The 15,423-nt window shown below is 72.8% G+C and carries 13 protein-coding genes and 1 pseudogene; 9 read left to right on the forward strand and 5 right to left on the reverse strand.

Annotation, left to right across the window (positions count from 1 at the left end; genetic code table 11):
- Window positions 1–97 precede the first annotated feature (97 nt).
- Complete coding sequence (locus tag ACZ7LV_RS14675; RefSeq protein WP_471939352.1) at window positions 98–1,621, reverse strand: DUF4331 domain-containing protein; 1,524 nt, start codon at window positions 1,619–1,621, stop codon at window positions 98–100.
- Between the two features lie 213 nt (window positions 1,622–1,834).
- Here ACZ7LV_RS14675 and ACZ7LV_RS14680 point away from each other — a divergent pair, with 213 nt between their 5' ends.
- From ACZ7LV_RS14680 to ACZ7LV_RS14690, 3 genes are all read left to right on the forward strand, one after another.
- Window positions 1,835–2,377, forward strand: a complete 543-nt coding sequence (locus tag ACZ7LV_RS14680; RefSeq protein WP_471939354.1) for a sigma-70 family RNA polymerase sigma factor — start codon at window positions 1,835–1,837, stop codon at window positions 2,375–2,377.
- A gap of 43 nt (window positions 2,378–2,420) precedes the next feature.
- Complete coding sequence (locus tag ACZ7LV_RS14685) at window positions 2,421–3,227, forward strand: anti-sigma factor (RefSeq protein WP_471939356.1); 807 nt, start codon at window positions 2,421–2,423, stop codon at window positions 3,225–3,227.
- Window positions 3,228–3,353: 126 nt separating this feature from the next.
- Complete coding sequence (locus ACZ7LV_RS14690; RefSeq protein ID WP_401678093.1) at window positions 3,354–3,623, forward strand: hypothetical protein; 270 nt, start codon at window positions 3,354–3,356, stop codon at window positions 3,621–3,623.
- 42 nt (window positions 3,624–3,665) lie between these two features.
- On the opposite strand, the pseudogene ACZ7LV_RS14695 reads toward ACZ7LV_RS14690, so the two are convergent.
- From ACZ7LV_RS14695 to hmgA, 4 genes and pseudogenes are all read right to left on the reverse strand, one after another.
- A pseudogene (locus tag ACZ7LV_RS14695) lies at window positions 3,666–4,091 on the reverse strand (CoA transferase); the annotation flags it as partial.
- A 179-nt stretch (window positions 4,092–4,270) separates the two neighbouring features.
- Window positions 4,271–5,413, reverse strand: coding sequence for a type ISP restriction/modification enzyme (locus ACZ7LV_RS14700; RefSeq protein WP_471939358.1), 1,143 nt, complete (start codon window positions 5,411–5,413; stop codon window positions 4,271–4,273).
- Window positions 5,414–5,439: 26 nt separating this feature from the next.
- Entirely contained in the window at window positions 5,440–6,189 is a 750-nt protein-coding gene (locus ACZ7LV_RS14705) for a GntR family transcriptional regulator (protein WP_471939360.1), read from the reverse strand.
- A gap of 27 nt (window positions 6,190–6,216) precedes the next feature.
- Window positions 6,217–7,569, reverse strand: coding sequence for a homogentisate 1,2-dioxygenase (hmgA, locus tag ACZ7LV_RS14710; RefSeq protein WP_471939362.1), 1,353 nt, complete (start codon window positions 7,567–7,569; stop codon window positions 6,217–6,219).
- A gap of 165 nt (window positions 7,570–7,734) precedes the next feature.
- On the opposite strand from hmgA, the gene ACZ7LV_RS14715 reads away from it, so the two are divergent.
- The 6 genes from ACZ7LV_RS14715 (at window position 7,735) to ACZ7LV_RS14740 (ending at window position 15,369) form a co-directional block, all read left to right on the forward strand.
- Complete coding sequence (locus ACZ7LV_RS14715; RefSeq protein ID WP_471939364.1) at window positions 7,735–8,322, forward strand: hypothetical protein; 588 nt, start codon at window positions 7,735–7,737, stop codon at window positions 8,320–8,322.
- Entirely contained in the window at window positions 8,319–8,936 is a 618-nt protein-coding gene (locus ACZ7LV_RS14720) for a TetR/AcrR family transcriptional regulator (RefSeq protein WP_471939366.1), read from the forward strand. Before ACZ7LV_RS14715 ends, ACZ7LV_RS14720 begins: the two co-directional genes overlap by 4 nt.
- Before the next feature lie 298 nt (window positions 8,937–9,234).
- Window positions 9,235–11,487, forward strand: coding sequence for a molybdopterin oxidoreductase family protein (locus tag ACZ7LV_RS14725; protein WP_471939368.1), 2,253 nt, complete (start codon window positions 9,235–9,237; stop codon window positions 11,485–11,487).
- A 133-nt stretch (window positions 11,488–11,620) separates the two neighbouring features.
- Window positions 11,621–13,033 carry a CitMHS family transporter gene (locus ACZ7LV_RS14730; RefSeq protein ID WP_471939370.1) on the forward strand — a complete coding sequence of 471 codons (1,413 nt, stop codon included), beginning with the start codon at window positions 11,621–11,623 and terminating at the stop codon, window positions 13,031–13,033.
- A 39-nt stretch (window positions 13,034–13,072) separates the two neighbouring features.
- Window positions 13,073–14,317, forward strand: a complete 1,245-nt coding sequence (locus tag ACZ7LV_RS14735) for an MFS transporter (RefSeq protein ID WP_471939372.1) — start codon at window positions 13,073–13,075, stop codon at window positions 14,315–14,317.
- 593 nt (window positions 14,318–14,910) lie between these two features.
- Window positions 14,911–15,369: a DUF3574 domain-containing protein gene (locus ACZ7LV_RS14740; protein ID WP_471939374.1), complete on the forward strand. Its 459-nt coding sequence runs from the start codon at window positions 14,911–14,913 to the stop codon at window positions 15,367–15,369.
- Window positions 15,370–15,423: the final 54 nt, after the last annotated feature.

The raw sequence follows: 15,423 nt of genomic DNA on the forward strand, positions 1-15,423 counted from the left end.
CTCCTCGGGTGCGGGCGGGTCGTGGGACGTCGGCGGGGAGGCGCGGCCCGCGCCGTGGGGGGCGGGAGGGGTGCGGGCCGCGCCGTTCGGTGGGGCGTCAGTACGCGCGGCCCCGCATCCGGCGCCACCACAGCAGGGCGGCGCCGATCAGCAGGATCCCGCCGGCGCCCGCGCCCGCGGAGGCGGCGATCAGGGTCGTGTCGTCCGAGCCGGCGGGCTGGAGCGCGTCACCGATCTGGCTGCGCACGTCGTTGCCGCCCGAGGTGCCCTTGGCGAGCGGGCCGCGCGAGCCCTCCGTCGGCAGGGCCACGTACGGGAAGGCCTTCTCGAACTCCTTGTCGTTCTTGTCCACGGCGTCGCCCAGGTCGTTCTTGGCGCCGAGCAGTTCACCCTCGACGACCTGGAGGGAGGCGTCGATCACGTCGTCCGTGAGACGGCGGCCGTTGGGGAAGCCCGCGTTGTCGCCGTCCAGCACGCCGAGCCGCTTCGGCGCGGCGGTGGGCTTGACGGACGTGTTCAGGCGCAGCATCTCGGACGGCGTCACATGGGGCGGTTGGTTGAGGTCCTTCACACCCTTGAGGAAGACGTCCACCAGGTCGTTGCGCGGCTCGGCGGGCGCCGGGATCTTGTAGATCGCCTCGATCAGCTCGGGCAGTTCGGGCTGGGTGACGTTCTCCAGGAACTGGGCGTCGTCCCAGGGACCGGACGCGTTGAAGGTGTCCTTGTCCTCGATCGGGTTGACGACCTCGTTGACCAGCGGGTTGCCGAGGCGCGAGACCTGCCGGAAGTGCCCTTGGGCGTTCTTGCGCTGGGTCGTCGACCAGATGCCGACGACGGGCTGCCGGGCCGACTCCTGGATCAGGTGGTTGGGCACCTGGAGGGCGATGGAGTTGACGTTGTAGCCCTTGAGTGTGTCGTTGCCGACCTCGGAGAGGTCCCCGCCGTAGAGCAGGTCGAAGACGCGCAGGTCGAGGAAGAACGGATCGTCGGCCTGACCGGCGAACGTCGTGGAGCCGCCCGCCAGTTCGTGCACCGCCGCCTTGCGCAGCCCCGCGTAGTCGGGCATGGACGCCTTGCCGACGTTCGACGGCGCGACCGGGACGTCGTCGGCGATCTTCGTGCGGGACAGCAGCCGCTGCTTCTTCAGCCGCAGCAACTCGACGTCGTAGGTCTGCGTGACGTTGAGGTCCTTGTCGTCCAGGGTCTCGACGGGACCGGTGTTGTAGAGGAACGTCTTCTTGTTCTTGACGTGCGTGCGGAAGGTGTAGCGGAACAGCAGCTCGCCCTGTCCGTCACCGTTGTTGTCGATGTGCAGGTCGTACTGGGCGTCCTCGGCGAACGTGAAGAAGTTCGGGCCGCCGGCCGGCTCCTCGAACGGGATCCAGTTCGCGATGATCGTCGTCGTGTCCGGCTTGTCCGGGCTCACGAACGCGTACACGTCGGTGTTGTCGTACTGCGGGGTCCCCGATATCAGCGGGGCCTCCCGGTGACTGGAGGCGGCGACCGCCCCCGGTTCCAGCGTGGTCACGCCGGCGGCCGCGAGCCCTCCGGCGGCCAGCGCGCCGCAGACGAGGGTGGCGACGCTCCTGAGTCCCGTGCCGCGCTTGGGGTTTGCTGTCATGCCGTCCGTCCTCCGTGCCGACTTGCCTGATGCCGGGGATTCGGGACCAGGGGTGGACCGGATTGGTCGGACGCGAAATTCTTTTCCCGGCCGCCCGACCCGCGTTTTCCGCGCGCTGATCCGTAACCCCATCCGGAGGTGCGTGCGTTGCGAATGTCTGGTGTGACGGGGCGGCCGGGGTGCGGTCGCGGAGGTCGCGGAAAGGGGGAGCGCGTGGAGGCGGACAGACTGCTGATCCGCGTCGCGGGCGGGGACCAGGTGGCGTTCGAGGAGCTCTACGCACTGGTGTCCGGGCCCGTGTTCGGGCTCGTCAGGCGAGTGGTGCGGGACGCGGCACAGTCCGAGGAGGTGGCCCAGGAGGTCCTGCTCGAACTGTGGCGGTCCGCCGCCCGCTTCGACCCCGCCCGCGGCAGTGCCCTGTCCTGGATCCTCACGCTCGCCCACCGTCGTGCCGTGGACCGGGTGCGCAGCGCCCGCGCGGCCGGCGAACGGGAGCAGCGCGAGGCGCTGCGCTCCGGGACGCCCGCCTTCGACCAGGTCGCCGAGGAGGTGGAGGCGGGACTCGAACGCGAGTGGGTGCGCCGGTGCCTGAACCGGCTCACCGCGCTTCAGCGGGAGTCCGTCACGCTCGCCTACTACGACGGCTACACCTACCGTGAAGTGGCCGAACGGCTCTCGTTGCCGCTCGGCACGGTCAAGACCCGGATGCGCGACGGACTGACCCGGCTGCGCGAGTGCCTCGGAGGAGTCGCGTGAGCTTCCTGGACCGTCCGCTCCCCGAGGGCCGAGGGGGTACGGCATGAGCCTGCTCGACCGGCTGCGCGGTCGCGCCGACCTGCACGGCCTCGCCGCGCCCTACGCGCTCGACGCCCTGGAACCGGACGAACGCGCGCGCTTCGAGAAGCACCTCGCGTCCTGCGAGCGCTGTGCGCGGGAGGTACGGGAGCTGTCCGAGGACGCCGTGCGGCTCGCCTGGTCCACGGCCGCCCCCGCTCCGGCGGCGCTGCGCGAGCGGGTGCTGACCGCCGTGCGCACGACCCCGCAGGAGCCGCCCCGCGCGCGCGAGGCGCTGCTGCCTCCGCACGTGTGGGGCACGCAGCCGCCACCGGCACGCGCCCGCGCGCCCCGGACGCGCCCCCTGTTCGTCCCGTTCGCCACCGCGACCGCCGCCGCCGCGCTGGTCGTCGCCGCCCTTTTCGCCGTCCAGGCGAACCGGACCGGTGAGCAACTGGCCGCCGAGCGGGACAGATCACGTGAGATCGCCCACGTCCTGGCCGCCCCGGACGCCCGTGCGGCCACCGGACGGGATGCCGAGGGAAGAACGATCGGAGTGATCGCCTCCGCATCGGAGGGGCGCGCGGTCGTCACCCTGAACGGGTACGACACCCTGCCGGACGACCGCGTGCATCAACTGTGGGTCATGCGCCCCCAGGCGCCACCACGCTCCCTCGGTCTCCTGGACGGCGACACGCCCTTCGTGGCGAACGGCCTGGACAGAGGGGCGGTGTCACTCGCTGTGACCGTCGAGCCCGACGGGGGGTCGCTCCGGCCCACCACCCAGCCGGTTGTCCAACTCGCCCTGGAATCGGTTGGATTCGGAAAGTGATCGAAGAGGGATGGTCAACACCCTTACGGGGAAGGTGAATCCTGTGACCGCGATACACGCGTGCCCCAAGGGGGAGATAGGGTTACCCTGCCCGGGCCGGGTGGACTCGTACGGGTGGGGAGTGACATGGAACAGATAACAGTGCGCAGCAGGGCAAGGGTCCCTGCGATCACCTGCGGGAGCAGCGCGACCAGTTCGCGCCTCGACCGCCATCTCTCGGTGCTGGCCGGCCCTGCCGTCCCGCAGCGTGAGGCGGCCGAGGCGACCTCGCTGATGCGTGAGATAACCGCACGTGACACCGCGCACGAGCGCAGCGACCGGGTGTCGCGGGTGCGTCGGGTCTCGCTCTTCGCCCCCCTGCGTCGCCTGCGCCGTTCGCTGTTCGGCGGCCACTGACCCGCACGGTCGTCCCCCGACGCATTCTTCGAGGGCCCGCGCTCAGGCGGCCACACCGTCCCGGCGCAGCGCTGCGATCTCGCCGTCCGTCATCCCCACGGCACGCAGCAAAGCTTCGGTGTGCTGCCCGAGCGCGGGTACGTCCCCGCTCCGCTCCGGCTCCCCACCCGGCCAGGTGATCGGGGGCAGCGGCGCCCTGAGCGGCCCGGCGGGCGAACCCACCTCCCGCCACCGCTTCCGAGGCCGCCGGCCGCGGATGCTCCGCCACCTCCCGTACGTCCCCGTTTCCCAGGTCCGGCCGACCGACGATCTGTTCGGCGAGCAGCCGCCACTCCCGGTCGTTCCGCACCGACAGCGCCCGCCCGCCGTCCACCGTGGCACAGGCGTCGTAGGGGCGATGACGGCGTGCGCGAGGCCCGTGCGCGCCGGTGGTGCGCCGTCGTGCATCGAATGGTGCGGCGGGTGTCCCCGCGGCTGATCGGCGTGGACATCTCGGTGCGCCAGGTTCCGCACGAACACGTCCGCCGCCGGCCGCGGTGTCGCAGCCGCGGGCGAAGTCGCCGCCGTCGGCGCCCGCTCGACTGCGACGACGGCGACGAAGGTGATCGACGGTGATCCCGTGCGTGGGCGCCGGCCTTCTCGCCGCGTTAGAGCAGGGCGAACTGGCCCTCCGGACCCTCCTCGTGGTGGTCCAGGACCGAGGCGGGACGGCGGGCCGGGGCCGGGACCGGCAGGACGCCCGCGGTGCGCAGCTCGGTCGCGGTGAGGGTCGACTCCACCTCCAGGGAGGGCAGTTCGGCCAGCAGGGTGAGGACCGTGATCAGTTCCAGCAGCTCCGAGGTCCACGTCTGGGGCCAGGTCGCCGGGCGGATCGCGAGGAGGGTGCCGGGCTCGCCCTCCGCCGTCCGGGCCGCGAACCACTGCTCCAGGACGCGGACGCCGCCCGCCTCGAAGTCCCAGGCCTCGGACGGCACGGGGGAGACGCGGCCCTCGTCGAGGTACAGGGCCTCCTCGTCGCGGTCGTAGTGGAGCGCGCGCGGCCGGGCGGGCAGCGGGGCGCGGACGTAGGGGCGGCGGCCGCCGGGCAGTTTGGGGCGGTCGCCGTCGCGGCGCAGCAGCCAGAGCATGCGGCGGCCCCTCGCCACGCCCCGCGACCAGAGCGCGGGGTCCGCGGTGAGGGGGACCGTGAGGTCCGCCCGTACCGCGCCCAGGATCCACGCCAGGACGTCGACCGGTTCGAGGGCCTCGCCGAGGCGCACGGCCAGCTGCTCCAGCAGGCCCGGGGCCAGGTTCGGCTCGGCGCCGCCGGGGCGGCGGTACAGGGGCCGTACCCGGCCGGGGCGGAGCAGCGGGACCAAGGAGGTGGCCAGCAGGCGGGGGGCGCCCTCGGGGTTCTCGACCACGAAGACCTGCCGCTCGTCGGCCACCCGCCACAACTCCGGCCGGGCCACGTCGATCAGCCGGTGGTCCGGAATCAGCCACTGCTCGTCGAAGGGGGCCGGCAGCACCCGCACCGGCTCCGGGCAGGGCCCCTGGGCGCGCAGCAGCTTCTCCGTGCCGGTGGGGCGGCCCGGCAGCTGCCCGACAGCCGAGTGCAGGGTGCGGGAGCGCGACGGCTGGAAGAGGGCCTCGCGGTCGGCGCCCTCGGCCTTCATCAGGGCGTCCCAGCGCGCCGTCAGGGAGGACGGGTCGGGGGCCGTCGGCCACCCCCGGCCGATGCGCGGCGGTGCGACGGACCACGGCATGAGGTCCGCGAGCAGCGGAGCGTCGTCGTGCGTCACGCTGGGCATCGTACGTCGGCCCCCCGGCGCATGGGTCAGGTGGCGTCCAGCGTCACCGTGAAGGAGAAGCGGTCGCCCCGGTAGTGGATGACGGCGACGTCCAGCACCCGTCCGTCCGCGTCGTACGTCACGCCCGTGTAGTGCAGGATCGGGCTGAGCAGCGGCACGTTGAGCAGCCGTGCCGTCTCCGGGTCCGCGAGCCGGGCCTCCACCGTGTCCGTGATGCGGCTGATGTCCGCCCCGACCACGTCCCGCAGCACCTTGGTCATCGGCCAGCGGCCCAGATCGTCCAGGTCGATCCGGCCGGCCACCTCGGGGCGGACGTAGTTGTGGGCGTGGTTGGTCGGCTCGCCCGTCTTCTCGTCGCTGCGCAGCCGGTGGTACGTCGCCACCTCGCCGAGGTCGGGGAAGTACTCGGCGAGTTCCGTGGGCACCGGCGTGCGGCCGTGGTCCAGCAACTCGGCGGTCATGCCGGACTGCTGGGCCACGATCGCGTCCACCGAGCCCAGCAGCCGCACCGGGGCGCCCCGCCGCGCGCTGGGCTCGATGAAGGTGCCGCGCCTGCGGTGCCGGCTGATCAGGCCCTCGTCCTCCAGTTCCTTCAGCGCCTGCCGCATGGTCAGCACGCTCACGCCGTAGTGCCCCGCGAGCTGCTCCTCGGTCGGCAGGCGCAGCGGGTCCCGGGGCGAGCGGCCGAGTATCGAGGCGCGCAGCGACTGCGAGACCTGGTACCAGAGCGGCAGCTTGCGGTTCAGGACGATCGAGTCCGGGGCGAAGGAGGTCACGGGGCCATCCGTACCGGCAGGGTCCGGTCAGTGCAAGGGGCGGAAGTGCCGCTCCATGCCCTGCCACACGTCGTCGTAGCGCTGTTGCAGGTGGTCCGCCTGCTCCGCCTGCGGTGTCAGGGTCATCGGCCAGCGCGTCTCGAACATGAACGCCAGTCCGTCGTCGACCCGCTGCGGCCGCAGCTCGGCCGCGCTCGCCCGGTCGAACGTCTCCCGGTCCGGGCCGTGCGCCGACATCATGTTGTGCAGCGAGCCGCCGCCCGGCACGAAGCCCTCGGCCTTCGCGTCGTACGCGCCCTCGACGAGTCCCATGTACTCGCTCATCACGTTCCGGTGGAAGTACGGCGGCCGGAACGTGTCCTCGCCCACCAGCCAGCGCGGCGCGAAGACCACGAAGTCGACGCCCGCGAGCCCGGGGGTGTCGGACGGCGAGGTGAGCACCGTGAAGATCGACGGGTCCGGGTGGTCGTAGGAGATGGTGCCGATCACATTGAAGCGGCGCAGGTCGTAGACGTAGGGCACGTGGTTGCCGTGCCAGGCGACCACGTCGAGCGGCGAGTGGTCGTACGTCGCCGTCCAGAGGTTGCCGCAGAACTTGTTGACCACCTCCACCGGGCCCTCGACGTCCTCGTACGCGGCGACCGGCGCCCGGAAGTCCCGGGGGTTGGCGAGGCCGTTGGCGCCGATCGGGCCGAGGTCCGGCAGGCGGAAGGGGGCGCCGTAGTTCTCGCAGACGTAGCCGCGGGCGACGTCGTCGAGGAGCTCCACGCGGAAGCGGACCCCGCGCGGGATCAGCGCGACATGGCCGGGCTCCACCGCCAGCAGCCCGAACTCCGTGCGCAGCAGCAGCCCGCCGCGTTCCGGCACGATCAGCAGCTCGCCGTCCGCGTCGCTGAGGACGCGGTCCATGTCGGCGGTGGCGTGGTAGAGGTGCACGGCCATGCCGGTGCGCTGGGTGACGTCGCCGTTGCCGCCGAGGGTCCACAGGCCCGCCAGGAAGTCGGTGCCGGGCGGCGGTTCGGGCAGCGGGTTCCAGCGCAGCCGGTTGGGGTCCGGGACGGTCTCGGTGAAGGGGGCCGAGCGCAGGCCGCCGTTGTCGGTGCGGGTGAACGCCGGGTGTGCGGCCGAGGGACGGATGCGGTAGAGCCACGAGCGGCGGTTGTGGGCGCGGGGCTCGGTGAACGCCGTGCCGCTGAGCTGTTCCGCGTAGAGGCCGAGGGGGGCGCGCTGGGGTGAGTTGCGGCCCTCGGGCAGTGCGCCCGGAAGGGCCTGTGAGCTGTGCTCGTTGCCGAATCCGGACAGGTAATCCAGCCCTTCGGCGGTCTTCCGCGCTTCCCCACGCTCGAACACGCTCGCGCGGGAGGTACCCCCATCGCTCATGATCGCTGCTCCCTTGCACGCCGATTCCTATGGTTCACCGTAGGATTGCGGTTGCTCCGGCGCAAGGGGGACGTGCGCCCTCCTCTCGGCGGACGACGGAGGACGGCCGAGAACCAGACTCCAGGGGGATTCGGGGTGTCGTACCGGTGTTCTACGCTCGCCCGCATGTCGTGGACGCACCGATCCCGTACCGCCCTCGCGGTCTGTGCCCTGGTGGTGGTCGCGGCCGCGGGCTGTGGCACGAGCGATGCCGGGGAGCCGAAGAACGGGGACTCGCCGCCGGCGGCGGGCCGGCTGCTCGACGACACCGACGAGGCCGGACGCCCCTACCGCGAGGTGCGCGCGCAGGACGCGCCCGAGATCGGCATAGAGGTGCAGCCCGATGCCTCCGGCGCCGGGTGGGACGTGCGTCTGCGCCTGCGCGACTTCGGCTTCTCGCCGGCCGGTACGGCGCCCCGGGCGGTCCCCGGCCGGGGCGTCGCGCGCCTCTTCGTGGACGGCCGCCCGGTGGCCGAACTGCGCGACCCCGAGCACCGGCTGGCCGCGGCGCTCGTCCCGCGCGGCACACACCAGGTGACCGCGCGGCTGTACGCGGACGACGGGACCGTGTGGGCGGTCGACGGCGAGCCCGTCGAGTGCACGGCCGACATCACCGCCTCGGGCAGCGAGCCGACGGCCACCACGGGTGCGCCGCAAGTGAACGGGCGGACCGGAGGCGGAGGTTCACCGGATCCCGGCGGAACGGCATCATGAAGCCCGTGCCCCAACCGACCACGCTCCGTCGTGCGCCCGTCCAGCGGCGCAGTGCCGAACGGCTGACCCGCATCCTCGACGCCTGCGCCGACCTCCTCGACGAGGTCGGCTACGACGACCTGAGCACCCGCGCCGTGGCCCAGCGGGCCGGCGTGCCCATCGGCTCCGTCTACCGCTTCTTCGGCAACAAGAGGCAGATGGCCCACGCGCTGGCCCAGCGCAATCTGGACCGTTACGCCGAGCGGGTCAAAGCCCGCCTGGAGGGCGCGGAGCGGGGCGACTGGCGGGCCGCCATGGACGCCGTGCTGGACGAGTACCTCCTCATGAAGCGGACCGCGCCCGGCTTCTCCCTCGTGGACTTCGGCAACCAGATCCCGGTCGGCAGCCGCCAGTCCGAGCCCAACCACCGTGTGGCGGACAGGCTCACCGAGCTCCTCGGCGGCCATCTCACCCGCGAGCCGGACGCGGAGCTGCGGCGCACCTTCCTGATCGCCGTGGAGACCGCGGACGCCCTGGTGCAACTGGCGTTCCGGGTGGATCCGGAGGGGGACGAGGGCATCGTCGCGGAGATGCGGGAGATGCTGCGGGCCTACCTGGGGCGGGTGCTGGACTGACGGGAGACCCGCGACGGCTCCTCGCGACGGCTCCTCGCGACGGCTCCTCGCGACGGCTCGGGTCCAAGGGCTCCCGTAGGAGTGCTTCCGCGCGCGGGCTCTCGTGGAAGGGCTCGCGTGCACGGGCTTTCGTGGAAGGGCTCGCGTGCACGGGCTTTCGTGGAAGGGCTCCCGCACAAGGGCTCTCGTGGAAGGGCTCCCGCACAAGGGCTCTCGTAGGGGGCTCCCCGACATGCGTACCGGTCGGTATGCTCGTCGCGTCCGTGTGTCGCCGTCGTCGTCAGACCCGGGAGGACCCATGCCCCGCACCGCCCTGCGAATCTGCCCCCTGTGCGAGGCCACCTGCGGGCTGACGCTCACCATCGAGGGGACCCGGGTCACCGGCGCCCGCGGGGACCGCGAGGACGTCTTCAGCGACGGGTTCATCTGCCCCAAGGGCGCCGCCTTCGGAGCCGTCGACGGCGACCCCGACCGGCTGCGCGGGCCCCTCGTGCGCCGGGACGGCGAGCTGCGCGAGGCCAGTTGGCAGGAGGCGTTCGACGCCGTGGCCGCCGGGATCCGCCCGGTCGTCGAGCGCTACGGGGCGCACGCCGTCGGCGTCGTCCTCGGCAACCCCAACGTGCACACCATGGCCGGCGCCCTCTACCCGCCGGTCCTGCTCGGAGCCCTCGGCACCCGCAGCGTCTTCACCGCCTCCACGGTCGACCAGATGCCCAAGCACGTCTCCAGCGGGCTCCTGTACGGCGACGCGAACGCGATCCCCGTGCCCGACCTCGACCACACCGCCCATCTCCTGCTGATCGGCGCCAACCCCCTGGAGTCCAACGGGAGTCTGTGCACCGCGCCCGACTTCCCCGGCAAGCTCAAGGCGCTCAAGGCGCGCGGCGGCACGCTGACCGTGATCGACCCGCGCCGCACCCGCACCGCCAGGCTCGCCGACCGTCACATCGCCATCCGGCCCGGCGCGGACGCCCTGCTGCTCGCCGCGATGGCACACGTCCTCTTCGAGGAGGACCTGGTCGCGCTCGGCGACCTCGCCCCGCATGTCGAGGGACTCACGGAACTCCGGGAAGCGATAGAGGACTTCACTCCTGAGGCCGTCGCCGGTGCCTGCGACGTCGAGCCCGCCGTCACACGCGCCCTCGCCCGGGAACTGGCCGCCGCCCCCACCGCCGCCGTCTACGGACGCATCGGCAGCTGCACGGTCCCGCACGGCACGCTCGCCAGCTGGCTCGTCGACGTCCTCAACATCCTCACCGGCAACCTCGACCGGCCGGGCGGCGCCCTCTTCCCGCAGGCCGCCACCGACCGCACACCCCGCCCGGCAGGGCCCGGCCGGGGCTTCGCGCTCGGGCGCTGGCGGTCCCGGGTGAGCGGGCATCCCGAGGCGAAGGGCGAGGTGCCGCTCTCCGCGCTCGCCGAGGAGATCGACACCGCCACCGACGAGGGCGAGCCGGTACGGGCACTGATCGCGATCGCCGCCAATCCGGTGCTGTCCGCGCCCGACGGCGACCGGCTCGACAAGGCCCTCGACTCGCTGGACTTCATGGTAAGCGTCGACCCCTACCTCAACGAGACCTCCCGCCACGCCCACGTCGTGCTGCCGCCGCCCCCGCCGTCCCAGAGCGCCCACCACGACTTCGCCTTCAACGCCCTCGCCGTGCGCAACCAGGTCCGCTACACCCGCCCCGCCGTCCCGCTGGAGCCGGGCCGGATGGCCGAGACCGAGATCCTCGCCCGGCTCGTGCTGGCCGTCTCCGGCATGCACGGCGCCGACCCCGCCGCCGTCGACGCGACGGTCGTCGAGCAGACCCTCGGCAAGGCCGTCACGGACCCCCACTCACCGGTGCACGGCCGGGACCCGCGCGAACTCGCCGCCCGGCTCGACGGCGACAACGGTCCCGAGCGGCGTCTCGACATGATGCTGCGTCTCGGCCCGTACGGCGACGGCTTCGGCGCACGTCCCGGCGGGCTGGGCCTGGCCGAACTGCTCGCGCATCCGCACGGCATCGACCTCGGGCCGCTGCGCCCTCGGCTGCCGCAGCCGCTGAAGACGGCGAGCGGCAAGGTCGAGCTGCTGCCGGCGCCCCTCGCCGGCGATCTGCCGCGGCTGCGCCGGGCCATGACGGAGCGCGCCGCCGGCCTCGTGCTCGTCGGACGCCGCCATCTGCGGTCCAACAACAGCTGGATGCACAACGTCCCCGCCCTGACCGGCGGAACCAACCGCTGCACCCTGCAGATCCACCCCGAGGACGCCGCCCGGCTCGGCGTGCGCGACGGGGCGCCGGTCCGGGTGAAGGGCGCCGGGGGAGAGGTCACGGCCCCCGCCGAGGTCACCGACGGCGTACGGCCCGGCGTGGTCAGCCTCCCGCACGGCTGGGGCCACGACCGCCCCGGCACCCGTCTCGCGCACGCCGCCACCGACCCCGGCGTCAACGTCAACCAGCTCCTCGACGGCAGCCTGCTCGACCCGCTCTCCGGCAACGCGGTCCTCAACGGCGTGCCCGTGGAGCTCGCGCCGGTGACCGAAACGCTCACCGCGCTGACCTGAGCAAAGCCGTGACCAGGAGTTTTGCGCTTATTGCTCGCACGTCAACGTCTTGTTAACGCCGTTTGACGGGACCTAACGTCGTCGAACCGCCGGCCCTGGTGGGAGTTCAAGGGCGAACGTTAGGTATCCATTCATGCTGACCATCCTCGGCTTCGCCATGATCGCGACCTTCCTGGTCCTGATCATGTTGAAGAAGATGTCGCCGATCGCGGCGCTCGTGCTCATCCCCGCGCTCTTCTGCGTGGTCGTGGGCAAGGGCGCGCACCTCGGCGACTACGTCATCGACGGAGTCTCCAGCCTCGCCCCCACCGCGGCGATGCTCATGTTCGCGATCGTCTACTTCGGGGTGATGATCGACGTCGGTCTCTTCGACCCGATCGTCCGGGGCATCCTCAAGTTCTGCAAGGCCGACCCGATGCGCATCGTCGTCGGGACGGCGCTGCTCGCCGCGATCGTGTCGCTGGACGGCGACGGCTCGACCACGTTCATGATCACCGTTTCGGCGATGTACCCGCTCTACAAGCGGCTGAAGATGAGCCTGGTCGTGATGACCGGTGTCGCGGCGACCGCCAACGGCGTGATGAACACCCTGCCGTGGGGCGGCCCGACCGCCCGCGCCGCCACCGCACTGAAGCTGGACGCCGGCGACATCTTCGTGCCCATGATCCCGGCCCTCGCCGTCGGTCTGGTCTTCGTCGTCGCCCTCTCGTACGTCCTCGGTCTGCGCGAGCGCCGACGGCTCGGCGTGCTGACGCTGGACGAGGTGCTGGAGGAGGAGAAGGAGACCGTGCTCGTGGGCTCGGGCGGCGTCGGTGCGGCCGGTGCCTCCGGTGGCTCCGGTGCGGGCGCCGGGCGGGCCACCGTCGGCTCCGGCACCGACGCCGAGAACCTCGGCGACGACGACTTCCAGGGCCTGGACCCCGACCGCGCCACCCTGCGTCCCAAGCTGCTCTGGTTCAACGCGCTGCTCACGGCGGGCCTGCTCACCGCCATGATCATGGAGGTGCTGCCGATCCCCGTGCTGTTCCTGATCGGCGCCGCCCTCGCGCTCACCGTCAACTTCCCGAAGATCCCGGACCAGAAAGCTCGCCTCGCCGCACACGCCGACAACGTCCTCAACGTCTCCGGCATGGTCTTCGCCGCCGCCGTCTTCACCGGCGTGCTCCAGGGCACCGGGATGGTCGACGGCATGGCCACCTGGCTGGTCGACATCATCCCCGACAGCATGGGGCCGCACATGGCCCTGGTCACCGGCGTGCTGAGCCTCCCGCTCACCTACTTCATGTCCAACGACGGCTTCTACTTCGGGGTCCTGCCGGTCCTTGCCGAGGCCGGCGCGGCGCACGGGGTGACGCCGGTGGAGATGGCCCGCGCCGCGCTGGTCGGGCAGCCGCTGCACATGTCGAGCCCGCTGGTGCCCGCCGTGTACGTGCTGGTCGGCATGGCGAAGGTCGAGTTCGGCGACCACACGCGGTTCGTCGTCAAGTACGCGGCCATGACGTGCCTGGTGATCCTGGGCGCCGGAATCCTGTTCGGCATCATCTGACGCATCCGCACCCGAACTTCAGCCGGGAGGTACACGCCCATGGGGCCCGCTGGGAACCGCGGCTGGCTGCTCCGCCTCGTCATCGCCTTCAGCTTCGCGCAGGCGGCGGTGTCGATGGCCCGGCCCGCCGTCTCCTACCGGGCCCTCGCGCTCGGCGCCGACGAACGGGCGATCGGGGTGATCGCGGGGGTGTACGCCCTGCTCCCGCTGTTCGCCGCCGTGCCGCTGGGCCGCCGTACCGACCACGGCCGCTGCGCGCCCCTGCTGCCCGCCGGTGTCGTCCTGATATCCGGCGGCTGCGCGCTCAGCGGCCTCGTCGACTCCCTGTGGGGGATGGCGATCTGGAGCGGAGTGATGGGCCTCGGGCACCTCGGCTTCGTCATCGGCGCCCAGTCGCTGGTCGCCCGCCAGTCCGCCCCGCACGAACAGGACCGCAACTTCGGGCACTTCACCATCGGCGCCTCCCTCGGACAGCTGGTCGGACCCGTCGCGGCCGGCGCCCTGATCGGCGGCCACGACATGGCGGGCAGCAGCGCGCTCGCCCTGCTCGTCGCGGGGGCGGTCGCCGCGGTCGCGTGCACGTCGCTGTGGCGCATTGAGCAGCGCCGCCTGCCGCACGGTGCCCGCGCGGCAGGCGGCGAACGTGTCCCGGTGCGGGGCATCCTGCGGGCCCGGGGCGTCCCCGCGGGCATCCTGGTCAGCCTCTCCGTGCTCTCCGCGACCGACGTCCTCACCGCCTACCTGCCGGTGGTCGGCGAGGATCGGGGCATCGCACCCTCGGTGGTCGGTCTGCTGCTCGGTCTGCGAGCGGCGGCGACCATCACGTGCCGGCTCGTGCTGACCCCGCTGCTGAAGCTGGGCCGCACCCTGCTGCTCGCCCTGAGCTGTCTGCTGGCGGCGCTGCTGTGCGCCGCGATCGCGTTGCCGGTGCCGGTGTGGGCGCTGGCACCGGTCCTCGCGGCGCTGGGCTTCTGCCTGGGGGTCGGGCAGCCGCTGTCCATGACGACGGTGGTCCGGGCCGCCCCGCCCGACGCCCGCTCCACCGCCCTGGCGCTGCGCCTCACGGGCAACCGCCTGGGCCAGGTCGCGGCCCCGGCGACGGCGGGTCTGATCGCCGGGGTCGCGGGGGTGGCGGCCCCGTTCGTGATGCTCGGCGGTCTGCTGCTGCTGTCGGCGGGAGTCGCGATGCGCTCACCCACCCGCCCGCCGCGCGACGCGACAGCGTCCGCCCGCCCGGCCTCCCCTCACCCGACCACAAGAGGCCGGGAGAAGAGCGGCTCGTGAACGGAGTTCCCCCGGGCACGCGGCCCCGACCGGCACGCCGACCACCGGGACGCCCGCGGTGCGGCGGCGGTGCGTGGGCTGCGCGGAGCCGTCGCACTCGGCCGGCCGGGATGCCGATCGCCGGGATGCCCCGCGGTGCGGCGGCGGTGCGTGGGCTGCGTGACGCAGTCCGCTGCGGCGCGGTGCGACGGTGGTGTCGTCGACTGTGTGACGTCGGCGCCGGCGGTGCGGCAGTCGTGCGTGCGGTGGTGGCGCCGGTCCTGTGGCGCGGGCGGGAGTTGCGGGGCGGCGCGACGGCGGTGGGTGCGCTGGGTGGCGCCCGGTCCTGCGGTGCGAAGCGGCCGTCGCGGACCGGTCCGGTCACCCGCCGCCGGGTGCGGTCCGGTCCGTGCGGTGCCGTGCCGCCCATGCGTGTGCGGGGGCGGGTGACCGGGCTCCCACGGCGCGGATGGGACGCCGGGGGCGTCAGGGGAGTTGACGTACGCGCCCCCTTCTTCGTGCGCGCCCTTCGTGCTTCCGTGCGGTCCGTTCCCTGGGCGGTCCGCGGCGTGGGCACCGTGGTGCGGTCCGCCGGGGGCGGTAAGGGAAGGGGCATGACTGTTCAGCTCACTCGTGGCCGCATCTCCCTCGCGGCCGGCGCCGCCCTGCTCGTCCTCGGGGCGCCGACCGCCTACGCCGCCTTCGACGAGGAGGCCCCTGCCCCCCCCACCCCGGTGCGCGGCGCGGCCTACACCGAGACGCGGCTCCTGTTCGGTACGGCACGGCCCGACGGCGGACCGGCCGTCACCGAAGGGCAGTTCATGGCCTTCGTCGACAAGGAGGTGACCCCGGACTTCCCCGACGGCCTGACCGTGCAGAGCGGATACGGGCAGTGGCGCGAGGCGAGCGGCACCCTCGCGAAGGAGCGGTCCTACGAGCTGATCCTGCTGTACCCGGCGGGCGAGGCGGCGCTCAGGGACCGCGAGGTCGAGGAGATCCGCCGGGACTACGAGAAGGCCTTCGGCCAGGAGTCGGTCGGCCGCGTGGACGATCAGGTGCGGGTCGACTTCTGAGCACTCGGCGGCGCCTTCGTACCCTCCCCGCCGGGCCTGGCGCCGAAAAACTAT

The sequence above is a fragment of the Streptomyces sp. NPDC107562 genome (assembly GCF_055657325.1).

Coding starts and splice junctions, on each gene's coding strand:
- ACZ7LV_RS14675 (WP_471939352.1), bottom strand. CDS start 1,621: ATGACAGCAAACCCCAAGCGCGGCACGGGACTCAGGAGCGTCGCCACC.
- ACZ7LV_RS14685 (WP_471939356.1), top strand. CDS start 2,421: ATGAGCCTGCTCGACCGGCTGCGCGGTCGCGCCGACCTGCACGGCCTC.
- ACZ7LV_RS14690 (WP_401678093.1), top strand. CDS start 3,354: ATGGAACAGATAACAGTGCGCAGCAGGGCAAGGGTCCCTGCGATCACC.
- ACZ7LV_RS14700 (WP_471939358.1), bottom strand. CDS start 5,413: ATGCCCAGCGTGACGCACGACGACGCTCCGCTGCTCGCGGACCTCATG.
- hmgA (WP_471939362.1), bottom strand. CDS start 7,569: ATGAGCGATGGGGGTACCTCCCGCGCGAGCGTGTTCGAGCGTGGGGAA.
- ACZ7LV_RS14715 (WP_471939364.1), top strand. CDS start 7,735: ATGTCGTGGACGCACCGATCCCGTACCGCCCTCGCGGTCTGTGCCCTG.
- ACZ7LV_RS14720 (WP_471939366.1), top strand. CDS start 8,319: ATGAAGCCCGTGCCCCAACCGACCACGCTCCGTCGTGCGCCCGTCCAG.
- ACZ7LV_RS14725 (WP_471939368.1), top strand. CDS start 9,235: ATGCCCCGCACCGCCCTGCGAATCTGCCCCCTGTGCGAGGCCACCTGC.
- ACZ7LV_RS14730 (WP_471939370.1), top strand. CDS start 11,621: ATGCTGACCATCCTCGGCTTCGCCATGATCGCGACCTTCCTGGTCCTG.
- ACZ7LV_RS14735 (WP_471939372.1), top strand. CDS start 13,073: ATGGGGCCCGCTGGGAACCGCGGCTGGCTGCTCCGCCTCGTCATCGCC.
- ACZ7LV_RS14740 (WP_471939374.1), top strand. CDS start 14,911: ATGACTGTTCAGCTCACTCGTGGCCGCATCTCCCTCGCGGCCGGCGCC.